Origin of the sequence: Bradyrhizobium sp. CCGUVB1N3 (genome assembly GCF_024199925.1) — a bacterium.
GTDB lineage: Bacteria > Pseudomonadota > Alphaproteobacteria > Rhizobiales > Xanthobacteraceae > Bradyrhizobium.
Genome location: NZ_JANADR010000001.1, coordinates 3,439,921 through 3,454,183, shown reverse-complemented (window position 1 = coordinate 3,454,183; position 14,263 = coordinate 3,439,921). Strand labels below are relative to the sequence as shown.

The 14,263-nt window shown below is 63.8% G+C and carries 14 protein-coding genes; 6 read left to right on the top strand and 8 right to left on the bottom strand.

Features of this window, described 5'->3' with window-relative positions:
* Positions 1-26 precede the first annotated feature (26 nt).
* Positions 27-221 (bottom strand): DUF3072 domain-containing protein, encoded by a 195-nt coding sequence (locus NLM33_RS16380; RefSeq protein ID WP_254097036.1) that lies wholly within the window; start codon positions 219-221, stop codon positions 27-29.
* A gap of 115 nt (positions 222-336) precedes the next feature.
* Here NLM33_RS16380 and NLM33_RS16375 point away from each other — a divergent pair, with 115 nt between their 5' ends.
* Positions 337-576, top strand: a complete 240-nt coding sequence (locus tag NLM33_RS16375; RefSeq protein WP_254097035.1) for a hypothetical protein — start codon at positions 337-339, stop codon at positions 574-576.
* 141 nt (positions 577-717) lie between these two features.
* Here NLM33_RS16375 and NLM33_RS16370 read toward each other — a convergent pair whose 3' ends face one another.
* The gene (locus tag NLM33_RS16370) at positions 718-921 is read right to left on the bottom strand and encodes a hypothetical protein (RefSeq protein ID WP_254106203.1); all 204 of its coding nucleotides are present in this window, start codon (positions 919-921) and stop codon (positions 718-720) included.
* 214 nt (positions 922-1,135) lie between these two features.
* Here NLM33_RS16370 and NLM33_RS16365 point away from each other — a divergent pair, with 214 nt between their 5' ends.
* Positions 1,136-1,357 carry a hypothetical protein gene (locus tag NLM33_RS16365; protein WP_254097034.1) on the top strand — a complete coding sequence of 74 codons (222 nt, stop codon included), beginning with the start codon at positions 1,136-1,138 and terminating at the stop codon, positions 1,355-1,357.
* On the opposite strand, the gene NLM33_RS16360 is transcribed toward NLM33_RS16365, so the two are convergent.
* The 3 genes from NLM33_RS16360 to NLM33_RS16350 form a co-directional block, all read right to left on the bottom strand.
* Positions 1,354-2,832, bottom strand: a complete 1,479-nt coding sequence (locus NLM33_RS16360; RefSeq protein WP_254097033.1) for an HWE histidine kinase domain-containing protein — start codon at positions 2,830-2,832, stop codon at positions 1,354-1,356. The genes NLM33_RS16365 and NLM33_RS16360 overlap by 4 nt on opposite strands.
* A 13-nt stretch (positions 2,833-2,845) precedes the next feature.
* Positions 2,846-9,133, bottom strand: coding sequence for a HAMP domain-containing protein (locus tag NLM33_RS16355; protein ID WP_254097032.1), 6,288 nt, complete (start codon positions 9,131-9,133; stop codon positions 2,846-2,848).
* 324 nt (positions 9,134-9,457) lie between these two features.
* Positions 9,458-9,634: a hypothetical protein gene (locus tag NLM33_RS16350; protein WP_254097031.1), complete on the bottom strand. Its 177-nt coding sequence runs from the start codon at positions 9,632-9,634 to the stop codon at positions 9,458-9,460.
* A 127-nt stretch (positions 9,635-9,761) separates the two neighbouring features.
* Between NLM33_RS16350 and NLM33_RS16345 the strand changes: the two genes are divergently transcribed.
* Positions 9,762-9,959, top strand: coding sequence for a hypothetical protein (locus NLM33_RS16345; protein ID WP_254097030.1), 198 nt, complete (start codon positions 9,762-9,764; stop codon positions 9,957-9,959).
* Positions 9,960-10,314: 355 nt separating this feature from the next.
* Positions 10,315-10,521: a hypothetical protein gene (locus NLM33_RS16340; protein WP_254097029.1), complete on the top strand. Its 207-nt coding sequence runs from the start codon at positions 10,315-10,317 to the stop codon at positions 10,519-10,521.
* Between the two features lie 143 nt (positions 10,522-10,664).
* Here the strand turns inward: NLM33_RS16340 and NLM33_RS16335 are convergent, their stop codons facing one another.
* The 3 genes from NLM33_RS16335 to NLM33_RS16325 all read right to left on the bottom strand — a co-directional run bounded on the left by NLM33_RS16335 (position 10,665) and on the right by NLM33_RS16325 (position 12,002).
* On the bottom strand, positions 10,665-10,913 hold the full coding sequence (locus tag NLM33_RS16335) for a hypothetical protein (protein WP_254097028.1): 249 nt from the start codon (positions 10,911-10,913) through the stop codon (positions 10,665-10,667).
* Between the two features lie 204 nt (positions 10,914-11,117).
* Positions 11,118-11,507: a hypothetical protein gene (locus tag NLM33_RS16330; RefSeq protein WP_254106201.1), complete on the bottom strand. Its 390-nt coding sequence runs from the start codon at positions 11,505-11,507 to the stop codon at positions 11,118-11,120.
* 267 nt (positions 11,508-11,774) lie between these two features.
* A complete protein-coding gene (locus NLM33_RS16325; protein ID WP_254097027.1) occupies positions 11,775-12,002 on the bottom strand; it encodes a hypothetical protein in 228 nt (75 codons plus the stop codon).
* 356 nt (positions 12,003-12,358) lie between these two features.
* Between NLM33_RS16325 and NLM33_RS16320 the strand changes: the two genes are divergently transcribed.
* The gene (locus NLM33_RS16320; RefSeq protein WP_254097026.1) at positions 12,359-13,096 is read left to right on the top strand and encodes an SDR family oxidoreductase; all 738 of its coding nucleotides are present in this window, start codon (positions 12,359-12,361) and stop codon (positions 13,094-13,096) included.
* 58 nt (positions 13,097-13,154) lie between these two features.
* Positions 13,155-14,156 carry a nitronate monooxygenase family protein gene (locus NLM33_RS16315; protein ID WP_254097025.1) on the top strand — a complete coding sequence of 334 codons (1,002 nt, stop codon included), beginning with the start codon at positions 13,155-13,157 and terminating at the stop codon, positions 14,154-14,156.
* Positions 14,157-14,263: the final 107 nt, after the last annotated feature.

Here is a 14,263-nt window from a genome sequence, read left to right as displayed (position 1 = left end):
AGTTCCGAGCGAGCTGACCCGGCAGGTCAGAACGAATTGGCAAGCTCGATCTCGGCCTCCAGCGCCTGGATGCGCTTTGCCGCCTCGTCGAAGCTGAGATCCCTGGCATACTGGCCGGGCTGATAGGCCTCCTCGCTTAGCCGCCTCAGCCGCAGGACCTGGGCCCGCGTCATCTGCGCGGCGAGGAAATCCTTGGCGTCGTATTTACCTTCCACTCGCATTTCCACTCTCCATCCCTGAATCGTTTCTTGACTATATGTTCTTATTTTGTTCTAACAAGTCATGGACAACAGAATTAATGAAATTCGTCGTAAAATCAGTGTGTTAAGGTCTGAGATGATCGACCTTGAGGCGTCGGTGCGCGATCTCGTCAACCGCGATCGTGATTGCAGCGAAAGCGCGCTCCGATTGCTCGGATTGCGCCAGGACATGAAGCAACTAATCGTCGACTGGAAGTCGGCCGGTGGCGGCGATCTCCTGCCCAATATCGGCGAGCGGATGGGCCTCCGCGCGGGCCTCAAGAGCGATCCCAACAAGAACGGTCACAAACCGGCCCGCATGGCCGTCCGCCGGTGAAGCCGGGTGCTCGCCGTGGATGAGGACCCGGATGCGTACCGGACTCTGAAACTGCGCGCCGAGATTCTCGAACCTGGGTCGGCCATTCGCCAGTTGCAGCGTGCCGGCCTCGATGATGCCGCATGCGCCGCAACGCGTGCTTCAAGTTTCTTCGTCATCCATCAAAACGAACACGACCCCGGTCAGCGTTGCGCCGATCGCAAAGCTCGTCACGAGTGTGATGACAAACACGACAATCGTCGGGCTTCCACCAGCTCTGAGCAGCGCCGCAACGGCAGGATTGATGAGCACGAGCGCGAGGCCAAAGGCGAGCCCGAGGGCCGCGCCCATCATCGCCTGCGTCATCAGCGTGATGGCGCCTGCGGTCGAAACCAAGCGTGGCGATTTTCGCGTTCGCATTGTCACCCTCGACAATCATCCTGAAAACGCGCCGGATCACCGTGAGTTCCTCGAACACCGCATCTTCCGGAACAAACATTCACGGTGAGCGATCTTCAGGTGGCGTTCATGCGAGGCCTGTGAAGATGAGGACCGAAGCAACGACGAGGGAAGCTCGATCATGGGAAAGGTGATCTTTCTGTACCGCTCGCTTGCCTATCGCAACGCGGCGGCGGAAATGCTGCGCAAGGCGCGCACGCTGCCGCGTGGCGCGGAGCAGCGCGCCGCGCGAAGCTATGCGATGGCCCTGCGCGATCTTGAGCGGAGCGAAGCGTGGCTCGAGGGGCGCATCGCGGATGCGCCGTTGCAGATGCAGGCGGTGAGGGTGTGTGCCCGGCGCTAGCCTGAGGCGCGCTGCAATTCGCCGGCGATCGCAGCGTCGAATTTTTCGGCTGCCGGCAGCGTCGCCTTCCGCGTCAGCGGCACTTCGAGGCGGCACAGAAGACCCTCGGCACGCCAATCGAATTGCGCCTGTCCGCCGAGCTGGGACTCGACGCTCGCAAGCAGGCTCTTGGTGCCGAAGCCGCGCGTCTTTGGCTGCCTGACCAGCGGCCCCCCGGATTCCTCCCAGGTCAGCGCGAGCATCTCGCCATCTACCTCCCAGCCGATCGCAAGTCGCCCCGACCGCGTCGACAGCGCGCCGTATTTGGCCGAATTGGTGAACAGCTCGTGCAGTGCAAGCGCCAGCGTCTGCGCGGTAGCGGGAACCAGCTGCACCTCGGGACCCGACAGACGAATCTGGCCGCCGAGCGAGTAGGGGGCAAGCTCCTCCTCGATCAGCTTGCTGATCTCGGCCCCCTGCCAGCTCGACAGCGACAGGATGGTGTGCACGCGCGCCAGCGCATTGATGCGTCCTTCGACGGCGTTGACGTAGGTCTTGACGTCGTCGGCGCGGGTCAGCCGGACGATTGATTGCGCGAGCGCCAGGGCGTTCTTGGCGCGGTGATCGACTTCACGGGCGAGCAGGTTCTGCCGCTCCTCGGCGCGCTTGCGCTCGGTGATGTCGACAGTGACGCCGCTCACCCGCACCACGCGACCGTTTCCGTCCAGCGTCGCCGCCGCCGTTCCGACGCACCAGCGCACCTCGCCATCCGGCCGCTGAATGCGGAATTCGGCTTCATAGGCGCGTGTGCCCGTGTTGAATTCGGCGATCGCCTTGCGGAATTGATCGACATCATCGGGGTGCAGCAGCGCCTGCACGCTGGCCGAGGTGACGTCGAAGGCCTCCGGGCTGACGCCGAAGATGCGATACTGGCCCTCGTCCCACATCCAGTCGCCGTTGATCCAGTCCCAGTCCCAGGATCCCATCTTGCCGGCGGCGATCGCCATGCTGCGCCGCTGCTCGCTCTCGAGCAGCTTGGCGGTGGAGCTTTCGAGCTCGGCGGTGCGCGCGCGAACGCGATCCTCCAGCTCCCGGTTCAGCCGCTCGAGCTCGCGCGTCTTGCGATAGAGCTCGGCGAACACCTTGATCTTGGCGCGCAGCACCTCCGGCACCGGAACGTAGTCGACCGCGCCCATCTCGTAGCCGCGCAGGCGATCGATATCGGAGACCTGGATTGCCGAGATGAAGATCATCGCGATCTTCTGGAAGCGCGGATGCTCGCGGATCATCGCCGCGAGCTCGAAGCCGTCGAGCTCGGGCATGCAGACGTCGACCAGGATTACCGCGATCTCGCTCTTCAGCAAGATCTCCAGCGCTTCGCGGCCGGAGGAGGCGATCACGAGGTTCTCGCCGAGATCCTTCAGGATCACCTCATAGGCGAGCAGCTTCGCCGGCTGGTCGTCGACGAGGAGGATGTTGACCTTTTCGTGGTCCATACTCGGATCCCACTCAGCGATGCAGCCACATGCGGATCGCAAGCAGCAACTGATCGGTGTTGACGGGTTTGGCGAGGTAGTCGGAAGCACCCGCTTCCAGACATTTCTCTCGGTCGCCCTTCATCGCCTTCGCAGTCAGCGCGATGATCGGCAGGCGCAAAAGGGCCGGGTTCTCGCGGATCACGCCGATGGTCTGATACCCATCCATCTGCGGCATCATGATGTCCATCAACACGATCGCGATCTCCGGACTGGACTCCACCAGCGTCACCGCTTCGCGGCCGGTCGTGGCGGTCAACACCTTCATGCCGCGCCGTTCCAGCACGCTCGACAGCGCGAAGATGTTGCGGGCATCGTCGTCGACGAGCAGCGCGGTCTTGCCGATCAGATCCTCGTCGGAACTGTTCAGCTTCTCCAGCATGCGCTGCTTTTCGGTCGGCAGCTCCGTGATCACCCGGTGCAGGAACAGCGCTGTCTCGTCGAGCAGGCGTTCGGGTGACTCCACGCCCTTGACCACGATGCTGCGCGCCATGGTGTGGAGCTCGGCATCCTCTTCGGCCGAGAGCTCTCGGCCAGTGAAGACCACGACCGGAATATTCGACAGAGCCTCGTCGCTGCGGATCTGGTCCAGCACCTCGAAGCCGCTCATGTCCGGCAGACGCAGGTCCAGCACCACGCAGTCGTAAGGAGCGTCGCGCAGCGTCGAGAGCGCGCCGGCGCCGGTGTCGGTGGCCACGATCTCGATGTCGTCGTGATGCAGCAGCTCGCGGATGGAGAGCTGCTCCGCCTCGTTGTCCTCGACGATGAGGAGCCGCTTGCGCCGCGGCCTTGCATATTCCTTGATCTGGGTCAGTGCGGCGGAAACGCCTTCGGTCGTTGTCGGCTTGTTGACGAAGGAGAAGGCGCCGCGCGCGAGCGCGTGCTGGCGATCCTCGTCCAGCGTGATGATCTGCACGGGGATGTGCCGGGTCAGCGGATTGTGCTTGAGCTGGCTCAACACCGTCCAGCCCAGCATATCCGGCAGGAACACGTCGAGCGATACCGCGGTCGGCTGGTATTGCTTGGCGAGCTCGAGGGCTTCGGCGCCGCGCGCGGCGACCAGCACCTTGAAACCCTTGTCGCGGGCGAGATCGACCAGCACGCGGGCGTAATGCGGATCGTCCTCGACGATCAGCAGAATGGTATCACCCGGCTCGAGATTGAGGCGGTCGTCGGGCAGTTGCTCGATGACGCGCTCGGGCGCAGTCGCCTGCGCCTGGAGCGCGGGCGGCTGGTTGGCTACGGGCGCGGCCCGTGGCGCGAGTGTCGGTCCCGAGTATTTCAGCGGCAGGTACAGCGTGAAGGTGGAGCCCCTGCCGGTCGCGCTGCGCAGGTGGATTTCGCCGCCGAGCAGGCTTGCGAGTTCGCGGCTGATGGCGAGCCCAAGGCCGGTGCCGCCATATTTGCGGCTGGTGCCGGCGTCGGCCTGCTGGAAGGCCTCGAAGATCAGCTTCTGCTTCTCCAGGGGAATGCCGATACCGGTATCGGAGACCTCGAACGCGATCACTGCCGGCGCAGCGTTGAGCACGGGGTGATCCGGCGTCCAGCCGCCAAGCACGCCGGCGACCTTCAGCCGCACGACGCCTTCGGCCGTGAACTTGAAGGCGTTCGACAACAGGTTCTTCAACACCTGCTGCAGCCGCTTGGAGTCGGTGACGATGCTGCGGGCGAGGTTCGGATCGACCTCGATGTTGAAGGACAGGTTGCGGTTCTCGGCCTCGTGCCGGAACGGACGCCCGACGGTCTCCAGCAGGTTTGCGGTCAGGATCTCCTCGGCGTCGACGGTCACCGTGCCGGACTCGATCTTGGAAAGATCGAGAATGTCGCTGATCAGGTTCAACAGGTCAGTGCCGGCGCCGTGGATCGTGCGGGCGAACTCGACCTGCTTGGCCGAGAGGTTGCCATCCGGGTTGTCGGTGAGTTGCTGGCCGAGAATCAGGATCGAGTTCAGCGGCGTGCGCAGTTCGTGGCTCATATTGGCGAGGAATTCGGACTTGTATTTCGAGGTCAGCGCGAGCTCGGTCGCTTTTTCCTCCAGCGCGCGGCGGGCCTGTTCGATCTCCTGGTTCTTGCGCTCGACCTCCACGTTGCGCTCGGCGAGCTGCTGCGCCTTCTGCTCGAGCTGATCGTTGGTCTGCTGCAATTCACGCTGCTGGGCCTGGAGCTCGCCCGCGAGCTGTTGTGACTGCTTGAGTAGGCCTTCGGTCTGCATCGTCGCCTCGATCGAGTTGAGGACGATGCCGATGGAGTCGGTGAGCTGCTCGAGGAATGTCATTTGCGAGGTCGTGAAGGAGGCGAGCGAGGCGAGCTCGATCACCGCCTTGACCTGGCTCTCGAACAGCACGGGCAACACCACCAGGTTTTTCGGCACGGCGCGCAGCAGCGCCGAGTTGACCGGCACCACGTCGGCCGGGATGTCCGCGACTATGCGCGGGCGCTTGTCGAGTGCGCATTGCCCGGCGAGACCGTCACCGAATTGCAGCACCTGCGGATAGGGATAGGCGCCGTCGCCGGCATAAGAGGCGAGCAGGCGGAGCTGCGGGCTGTCCTCGTTCTCGATCTGGTAGATCACGCCGGTATGGGCGTTCACCAGTGGCGACAGCTCGGAGAGCAGGAGACGGCCGACGGTGGTGAGGTCGCGCTGGCCCTGGAGCATGTTGGTGAATTTGGCGAGGTTCGTTTTCAGCCAATCCTGCTCGGTGTTCACGTCCGTCGTGAGACGCAGGTTGGTGATCATGGTGTTGATGTTGTCTTTCAGCTCCGCGACCTCGCCGCGGGCATCGACCTGGATCGAGCGGGTCAGGTCGCCCTTGGTCACGGCGGTCGCGACCTCAGCGATGGCTCGCACCTGCGACGTGAGGTTGGCCGCCAGCAGGTTGACGTTGCCGGTGAGGTCTTTCCAGGTGCCGGCGGCGCCCGGCACGTTGGCCTGGCCGCCGAGGCGCCCCTCGACGCCGACCTCGCGCGCCACCGACGTTACCTGATCGGCGAAGGTCGCGAGCGTCTCGGTCATGTTGTTGATGGTGTCGGCCAGCGCTGCGACCTCGCCCTTCGACTTCACGGTGAGATTCTGCTTGAGGTCGCCGTTGGCGACCGCGGTCACGACCTTGACGATGCCGCGTACCTGCTCGGTGAGGTTCGCCGCCATGAAGTTCACGGTGTCGGTGAGATCCTTCCAGGTGCCGGCGACACCGGGCACCTGGGCCTGGCCGCCGAGCTTGCCTTCGGTGCCGACCTCGCGCGCGACGCGCGTGACTTCGCCGGCGAAGGCGTTGAGCTGGTCCACCATGGTGTTGATGGTATTCTTCAGCTCGAGGATTTCGCCCTTCACGTCGACCGTGATTTTGCGAGACAGGTCGCCGCGCGCGACGGCGGTCGTGACCTCGGCGATGTTGCGCACCTGCGTGGTGAGGTTTGCGGCGAGCAAGTTGACGTTGTCGGTGAGGTCCTTCCAGGTGCCGCCGACGCCGGGCACCACGGCCTGACCGCCGAGCCGCCCTTCGGTGCCGACCTCGCGTGCGACGCGCGTCACTTCGGCGGCGAACGAGCGGAGCTGCTCGACCATCGTGTTGAGGGTGTCCTTGAGCAGCAGGATCTCGCCGCGGACGTCCACCGTGATCTTTTTCGAAAGGTCACCGCCGGCGATCGCGGTCGCCACCTCGGCGATGTTACGGACCTGCGCGGTCAGGTTCGAGGCCATGAAGTTGACGTTGTCGGTGAGGTCCTTCCAGGTGCCGGCAACTTCAGGCACCTGGGCCTGGCCACCGAGCTTGCCTTCGGTGCCGACCTCGCGCGCGACGCGCGTTACTTCAGAAGCGAAGGCGTTGAGCTGGTCCACCATCGTGTTGATGGTGTTTTTGAGCTCGAGGATTTCGCCCTTCACGTCCACGGTGATCTTGCGTGACAGGTCGCCGCGCGCCACGGCGGTGGTGACTTCGGCGATATTGCGGACCTGGGCGGTAAGGTTGCCCGCCATCGAGTTGACGCTGTCGGTGAGATCCTTCCAGGTGCCGGCAACGCCGGGCACGTTGGCCTGGCCGCCGAGGCGGCCTTCGGTGCCGACCTCGCGCGCCACGCGCGTCACCTCGCCCGCGAAGCGGTTGAGCTGGTCGACCATCGTATTGAGGGTGTCCTTGAGCTGCAGAATCTCGCCGCGTACGTCGACGGTGATCTTGCGCGAGAGGTCGCCGCCCGCGATAGCGGTCGCCACCTCGGCGATGTTGCGAACCTGGGCGGTGAGGTTGCCCGCCATCGAGTTGACGCTGTCGGTGAGATCCTTCCAGGTGCCGGCGACGCCGGGCACTTCGGCCTGGCCGCCGAGCTTGCCTTCGGTGCCGACCTCGCGCGCCACGCGCGTGACCTCACCGGCGAACGCGTTGAGCTGGTCGACCATCGTGTTGAGCGTTTCCTTGAGCTGGAGGATTTCGCCCGACACGTTCACGGTGATCTTCTTCGACAGGTCGCCCTTGGCGACCGCGGTCGCCACCTCCGCGATGTTGCGGACCTGGCCGGTGAGGTTCGAGGCCATCGAGTTGACGCTGTCGGTGAGATCTTTCCAGGTGCCGGCAACGCCACGCACCATGGCCTGGCCGCCGAGCTTGCCTTCGGTGCCGACCTCGCGCGCAACGCGCGTGACTTCGCCCGCGAATGCGTTGAGCTGGTCCACCATGGTGTTGATGGTGTCCTTCAGCTCCAGGATTTCGCCGCGCACGTCCACGGTGATCTTCTTGGAGAGGTCGCCGTTGGCAACCGCCGTCGTCACCTCGGCGATGTTGCGGACCTGGGCGGTGAGATTCGACGCCATCGAGTTGACGCTCTCCGTCAGGTCCTTCCAGGTGCCGGCGACGCCGAGCACGTTGGCCTGGCCGCCGAGCCGCCCTTCGGTACCGACCTCGCGTGCCACGCGCGTCACTTCGCCGGCGAACGCGTTGAGCTGGTCGACCATCGTGTTGAGCGTTTCCTTCAGCTGAAGGATCTCGCCCGATACGTTCACCGTAATCTTCTTGGAGAGATCGCCGCTCGCGATCGCGGTCGCGACGTCGGCGATGTTGCGGACCTGCGCAGTCAGGTTCGAGGCCATGAAGTTGACGTTGTCGGTGAGGTCCTTCCAGGTGCCGGCCACACCAGGCACTTGCGCCTGGCCGCCGAGCTTGCCTTCGGTGCCGACCTCGCGCGCCACGCGCGTCACCTCGGAAGCAAAGGAGTTGAGTTGGTCCACCATGGTGTTGATGGTGTCCTTCAACTCCAGAATCTCGCCGCGCACGTCCACGGTGATTTTGCGGGACAGGTCGCCGCGGGCGACCGCCGTGGTCACGTGGGCGATGTTGCGCACCTGCGCGGTCAGGTTGCCGCACATCGCATTGACGGAGTCGGTGAGGTCCTTCCAGGTGCCGGCCACGCCGGGCACGATGGCCTGGCCGCCGAGCTTGCCGTCGGTGCCGACCTCGCGCGCCACGCGCGTCACTTCCGAGGCGAAGGAGCGGAGCTGGTCCACCATCGTGTTGATGGCCTCCTTGAGCTGCAAAATCTCGCCGCGGACGTCGACCGTGATTTTCTTGGACAGGTCGCCATTGGCCACCGCGATCGTCACCTCCGCGAGGTTGCGCACCTGGTTGGTCAGGTTGTTCGCCATCGAGTTGACGCTCTCGGTCAAATCCTTCCAGACGCCGGTCACTTCCGGCACCTGGGCCTGGCCTCCGAGCTTGCCTTCGGTGCCGACCTCGCGCGCCACACGCGTCACCTCGGAGGTGAACACGCCGAGCTGCTTGATCATGGTGTTGACGATGGTCGCCGACTGCAAGAATTCGCCGCGCAGCGGGCGGCCGTCGACGTCGAGCTTGACGGTTTGCAGCAGGTCGCCTTGCGCCACCGCCGCGACCGCGCGCGTCACCTCACGCGTCGGCCACAGGAGATCGTCGATCAGCGTGTTGACCGAGCCTTCCATGTCGGCCCACGAGCCGCTCGCAAGCCCGAACTTCACGCGCTGTCGCGTCTTGCCTTCGCGGCCCACCACCTGGCCGACCAGCTCGAGCTGCTGCGCCATGCGCTGGTTGGCGGCGATGATCTCGTTGAAGGTGTCGGCGATCTTGCCGTCGATGCCGAGATAATCGCCGCTCATGCGCACGGAAAAATCACCGCTGCGCATCGCTTGCAATGCCAGCAGCAATTCCTGCCGGGAGTCGGCTTCCGGAGTGCCATTTACTTGTCGTTTGGGGACGCGACGACCGGATTGCGAAACTGGTCCGGGATCGAGGTCGCTCATGTCATTCCCCCGCAGGTGCGTATCCGAATCCAACGCAAGCACGCAGTCTTGGAAATAGAACGTCAGCGAAATTCCAAATCAAGCTGCCACATCGGAGCATGAAAAAACTGGAACCTGCCTCGCTCAACCCGGCGAAAACAACGCAGGGGAGGGAACAGGGTTCCATCCGGTTTCAGGAATTTTTTCCGTTCCCAATGCGGAACGGCGAGGCGGGGTCGTTCGGAACGGAGCGCGCGAACTCCGGTTAGCCCGCGAAAGGAAGGAGCCAGTTATGAGAATAGTAACCGTAGCCATCGCGGCCACCTTACCGATCGCCGGTGCGGCCTATGCGCAGAACGGCGCACCGAGCGGCCGCGGGGCGCTGAGCGCGTCATTGTCGGGCGCTCGCAGAAAGTGCTCGAGCAGGCCCTGCTGGAATCGCCCGACCGCATAAAGACCGCTGATGGCGCCGGTTGCCGTCTGCGTGCGTGCGGAGTCTCGCCCCGCCGTGTTCTTGCTCATGAACAACAGACAGTAGCGACGATCACGTGCTTGGACCGTCAATAGCGGGCTTAAGCCGAAGTTCCTGCGACATTACGATCCGGTAAGGGCGGTTGCATACAGCACCTGTGCTCACCACCTGTTCCACATGAAGCAATCCGATATCTTCAGGGAAAACGCCGAGAACTGCCTGCATCTTGCCGAGCGGGCCGAAGGGCAACCCGCCTTCAAGCGCTACCAGCGGATGGCGGAAGCCTGGTCGGCGCTGGCGGAGGAACAGGACTGGCTCGACGGCGAAATCCCGCCAGTCGCCCAACGCGTGCTGCAAAAGAAGCGGACGTCATAGCCGCTCTCGCGTTCGTGAGTCCTCGTGTAAGACCGCTCACGGACGATGCGCGACCAACTGATGATGACCCGGGAAAAGTCGCTACAAAACCGCGTTTGTTCATTTCCAGCAGGAGGATTGCAATGGCTCCCCGTCTGGCTCTGTTCGTTCTCATCATGGCGTTTGGCATTTCTGTCACCTTCGCGACCGTGACGACGCTCCGGCAAGTCCACTTGGCACACTCGTCGCCGCCTGTCGCACAGCATGCGCGCAGCTAGGCGCGCCTCACCTTCCTGATCCCCGCTGACGCGCCGGAACCATCGCCGTTGCGGCGCGTAAGCGTCTTGAAGGCAAACGCAAAGCTGGAAGTGCAACCATGACGCATTCCAACCATGGCATCGTTCGCGACAAGCGCGCCGAAGACCAGCCGCGTGACAAGCAGCGCGCGCAGACCGTCCATGAGTCCGGTTCGAAAGGCTCGCCCTCGAAGGAAGCGACGCGTGATCCCAAGTTGAATGATGCGAGCAAGGCGCCGGGCTCTGGCATGACGCCGGACGATTCCGGCACGCCGCCGACGGGCTGAGATTCGGACGAGGAACGAATCCATCTTCGTCGCGTAGACGGATTGCTTTCGGCTAAATACCCCCGGTGGGCTGGAAGCAATCTCCAAGGACGGCCCTGGCACCCCCGTGCCGGGGCCGTTTGCTTTTGGATTCTCGATCGAGATCAATCCTCGGCATTGCCGTTCGGGGTGTCCGGCGTGTGCCCCTCGGGCCCGCGGCCGAACACGCCGAAATCGCTCGACTTGACGCCGGCCTTGGCGTCGACGCCCGCAGCGGCGAGACCCAGCTTGAGAATCTCGCGCACAGCGGCTGCGCGGGTCGGCATGCGGTGGCGGAAGCGGAAATCGTCGACTGCACTCAGTTCTTCAGGCGAGAGCATGACCTGCAGTCGCTCGGCGCGAAGATCGTTCATGTTCAGCCACTCAAAGTTGGCAAGATGAGTAGTTTACTCAACGAACCAACTCGGCGCGGGTTCCGCAGGCTTCTCAAATTCTGCCAAGTGAGTGAAATTATCACGAAAAATCAATAACTTATGTAATTGTGAGGGTGGCTGCAAAGGATCATACTGAAGCTCAACATCGCTCCAAGAACTGGAGAGACGCCATGCCCGACGAGGTCAGACTGCCGCGCAAACTATCCGAAGAGCCCGAGGCGCCAGAGCCGCGCCGGCCAAGTCATCGAAGAGTAATTGAGCAACTCGATCGCTGGGCCAACAGCCCCGGCCTGCAACCCCCACGAGGTCGCGATGCGGAAACGGAAACGTTCTGATCCCCACACGTTCGAGCAACGGCTCGAAGCGCACCGACTCCGGCTCGAAGGCGAACTTGCAAAACTGCAGGGTGGAAGGCAGCGCGAGTTGCTTGCGGCGCGTCTCGAGCAGCTTCAGGCCGCCGTCGAGATGCACGAGTTTCTGTCGCTTCGGCGCTAGCCCGTTCGCCGATGCGTGGCCGTGCTGTCGGCGATGGCGCACGACGCGCAGCTTGCGACGCAGCCACCACATCGACACGGCGACGGTTCCCCACGCGACAGTGCGACCGCAAACGCCGCTGCAACGCTTGCCGAGACGATGAGGTAGAACACGGCTGCGGATGAGACCGGCCAGATTTCGCGGCCTCTTTCATGCCAAGCCTGGCATGAGCGGCGACTTCATCGGCGATCGCGATATCGATCCGGGTTGGCTTGACTGTAACGAGTGCCATCGTTGTTCGGTCGGCGAGCGGGCACCGTGTCCATCCTGTAAAGCCAAGGCACGAGGGACATTCCGTGTCTGCGACTAGTTGGTCGGATTGCGGCCGGTGCGCGGGTTGAGCGGCCTGGTCGGCGACCGCCGCAGCCTTTCGGGCAGGAACGGTTCGTCCTCTTGGGCGCTCGGCATCGCGCGGACGTCGGCGTAGCGCTGTGCCCGCTCGTGCGGCGTCTCGTTGTTGTTGATCCGCCGCTTCACGTCGACGCCGCTGACGGGATCGTTGACGCCATGCTGGATGTCGCGAAAGTCGCTCATGTCTCGCTCCTCGCTCGGCAGGATGGATTCGAGCACCTGTCGCGGTGCCCTTGAATTGCACCAGGGAGAACCGCTGCCTTTCGGCGTTGTTCCGGGCCGGGGTGGAGAGCACGCGAAGACGGTCCCGGAACGGGGCGGGTCTCAAGCTCGGCGGTACCAGTCCAGCGATTTTCGATTAAGTCTGAAAAAGAACCTGTCCGGAAGATCAGGATATTCTGCTCGAACATCTGGCCAGCAAAGCGAAAGTTTGACAGTTCTATTTTAGAACTATAGCCTCGACCTCAATATCACCCAACGGCCCGCGTCGCCCGGGCGGTCGATGCCGCCGCGTCGCGGCCCCACAGGAGGAGGCGACCTTGTCCAAGCGAAACGCCACGGCTGCCATCATCGGCGCCGGCGACTATATCGGCGCCGAGATCGTCAAGAAGTTCGCCGCCGAAGGTTTCACCGTCTTCGCCGGACGGCGCAACGGTGACAAGCTCGCGCCGCTCGTCCGCGACATCGAAGCCGCCGGCGGCGAGATCCACGCCCGCTCGCTCGATGCGCGCAAGGAAGAGGAGATCATCTCCTTCCTCAACGACGCGGATGAGCACGCGCCGCTAGAAGTCTGCGTCTTCAACGTCGGAGCCAACGTCAATTTCCCGATCCTCGACACCACCGAGCGCGTGTTCCGGAAAGTGTGGGAGATGGCCTGCTATTCCGGCTTCCTGGCGGGGCGCGAGGCGGCGCGGCTGATGCTGCCGCGCGGCGGCGGCAACATCTTCTTCACCGGCGCCACCGCATCGTTGCGCGGCGGCAGCGGCTATGCGGCGTTTGCTAGCGCGAAGTTCGGCCTGCGCGCGGTTGCCCAAGCGATGGCGCGTGAATTGGGGCCGAAGAACATCCACGTCGCCCACCTCATCATCGATTCCGGCGTCGACACCGAATGGGTGCGGCAGCGCCGCCTCGAAGCGCTCGGTCCCGACGCGCTCGACAATCCCGACCTCCTGATGCCGCCGGCCTCGGTCGCGGAATCCTATTGGCAGCTCTACCAGCAGCCCAGAAGCGCCTGGACCTTCGAGATGGAGATCCGTCCCTTCGGAGAGAAATGGTGACCGCGGCGCAGGTCTACGGCTAAACTCGCGCCAGACAAACATCCGGGAGGACGTCTACGTGAAGACTGCGATCACCGAACTGTTCGGCATCGAGCATCCGATTATCCAGGGCGGCATGCATTTTGTCGGCTTTGCCCAGCTCGCCTCCGCCGTCTCCAATGCCGGCGGGCTCGGCATTATCACAGGGCTGACCCAGAGGACGCCGGAGCTGCTTGCCAAGGAGATCGCGCGCTGCCGCGAGATGACCGACAAGCCGTTCGGCGTGAACCTCACTTTTCTTCCGACCTTCTCGGCGCCGCCTTATCCGGAATATATCGCCGCGATCGTCGAAGGCGGAGTAAAGATCGTGGAGACCGCAGGCCGCAGCCCGGAACAATACATGCCTGCGCTGAAGGCGGCCGGGATCAAGGTGATCCACAAATGCACCTCGGTGCGCCACTCGCTGAAAGCCGAGCGGATCGGCTGCGATGCGGTCAGCGTCGACGGTTTTGAATGCGGCGGCCATCCCGGCGAGGACGACATCCCCAACATGATCCTGCTGCCGCGCGCGGCGGAAGAGTTGAAGATTCCCTTCGTCGCCTCCGGCGGCATGGCCGACGGTCGCAGCCTCGTCGCAGCGCTGTCGCTTGGGGCCAGCGGCATGAACATGGGGACGCGCTTCATCGCCACCAAGGAGGCGCCGGTGCACCAGAGCGTGAAGAATGCGCTGGTCGCAGCGACCGAGCTCGACACTCGCCTGATCATGCGCGCGCTGCGCAACACCGAGCGCGTGCTGAAGAACGCCAATGTCGATCGTCTGCTCGAGATCGAGCGCGAGAAGGGCGATAAATTGAAGATCGACGACATCCACGACCAGGTCGCGGGCGTCTATCCCAGAATCATGATCGAGGGCCAGATGGATGCCGGCGCCTGGAGCTGCGGCATGGTCGCAGGCCTCATCCACGACATCCCTTCGTGCAAGGAGCTCGTCGACCGCATCATGGCCGAGGCGAACGAGATCATCCGCGGCCGGCTCATGGGCTTCCTCGATGGCAAGGCGGAGGCGCGCAAGGTCGCGTGACGTCGTATTTGCGGCCAAAATGACGAGGATCGCGATCAGTATCCTCGTCGCGCCGTGCGAAGGTGCGCCGATCAACAACGCGTGTGTTGCCTCGCTCCGCGGCGTGC

Excerpts from the sequence above, each read along its gene's own strand:
- NLM33_RS16325 (WP_254097027.1), bottom strand. The coding sequence starts at position 12,002 with ATGAGCGACTTTCGCGACATCCAGCATGGCGTCAACGATCCCGTCAGC.
- NLM33_RS16380 (WP_254097036.1), bottom strand. The coding sequence starts at position 221 with ATGCGAGTGGAAGGTAAATACGACGCCAAGGATTTCCTCGCCGCGCAG.
- NLM33_RS16340 (WP_254097029.1), top strand. The coding sequence starts at position 10,315 with ATGACGCATTCCAACCATGGCATCGTTCGCGACAAGCGCGCCGAAGAC.
- NLM33_RS16360 (WP_254097033.1), bottom strand. The coding sequence starts at position 2,832 with ATGGACCACGAAAAGGTCAACATCCTCCTCGTCGACGACCAGCCGGCG.
- NLM33_RS16350 (WP_254097031.1), bottom strand. The coding sequence starts at position 9,634 with ATGAGCAAGAACACGGCGGGGCGAGACTCCGCACGCACGCAGACGGCA.
- NLM33_RS16355 (WP_254097032.1), bottom strand. The coding sequence starts at position 9,133 with ATGAGCGACCTCGATCCCGGACCAGTTTCGCAATCCGGTCGTCGCGTC.
- NLM33_RS16370 (WP_254106203.1), bottom strand. The coding sequence starts at position 921 with ATGACGCAGGCGATGATGGGCGCGGCCCTCGGGCTCGCCTTTGGCCTC.
- NLM33_RS16345 (WP_254097030.1), top strand. The coding sequence starts at position 9,762 with ATGAAGCAATCCGATATCTTCAGGGAAAACGCCGAGAACTGCCTGCAT.
- NLM33_RS16375 (WP_254097035.1), top strand. The coding sequence starts at position 337 with ATGATCGACCTTGAGGCGTCGGTGCGCGATCTCGTCAACCGCGATCGT.
- NLM33_RS16335 (WP_254097028.1), bottom strand. The coding sequence starts at position 10,913 with ATGAACGATCTTCGCGCCGAGCGACTGCAGGTCATGCTCTCGCCTGAA.
- NLM33_RS16365 (WP_254097034.1), top strand. The coding sequence starts at position 1,136 with ATGGGAAAGGTGATCTTTCTGTACCGCTCGCTTGCCTATCGCAACGCG.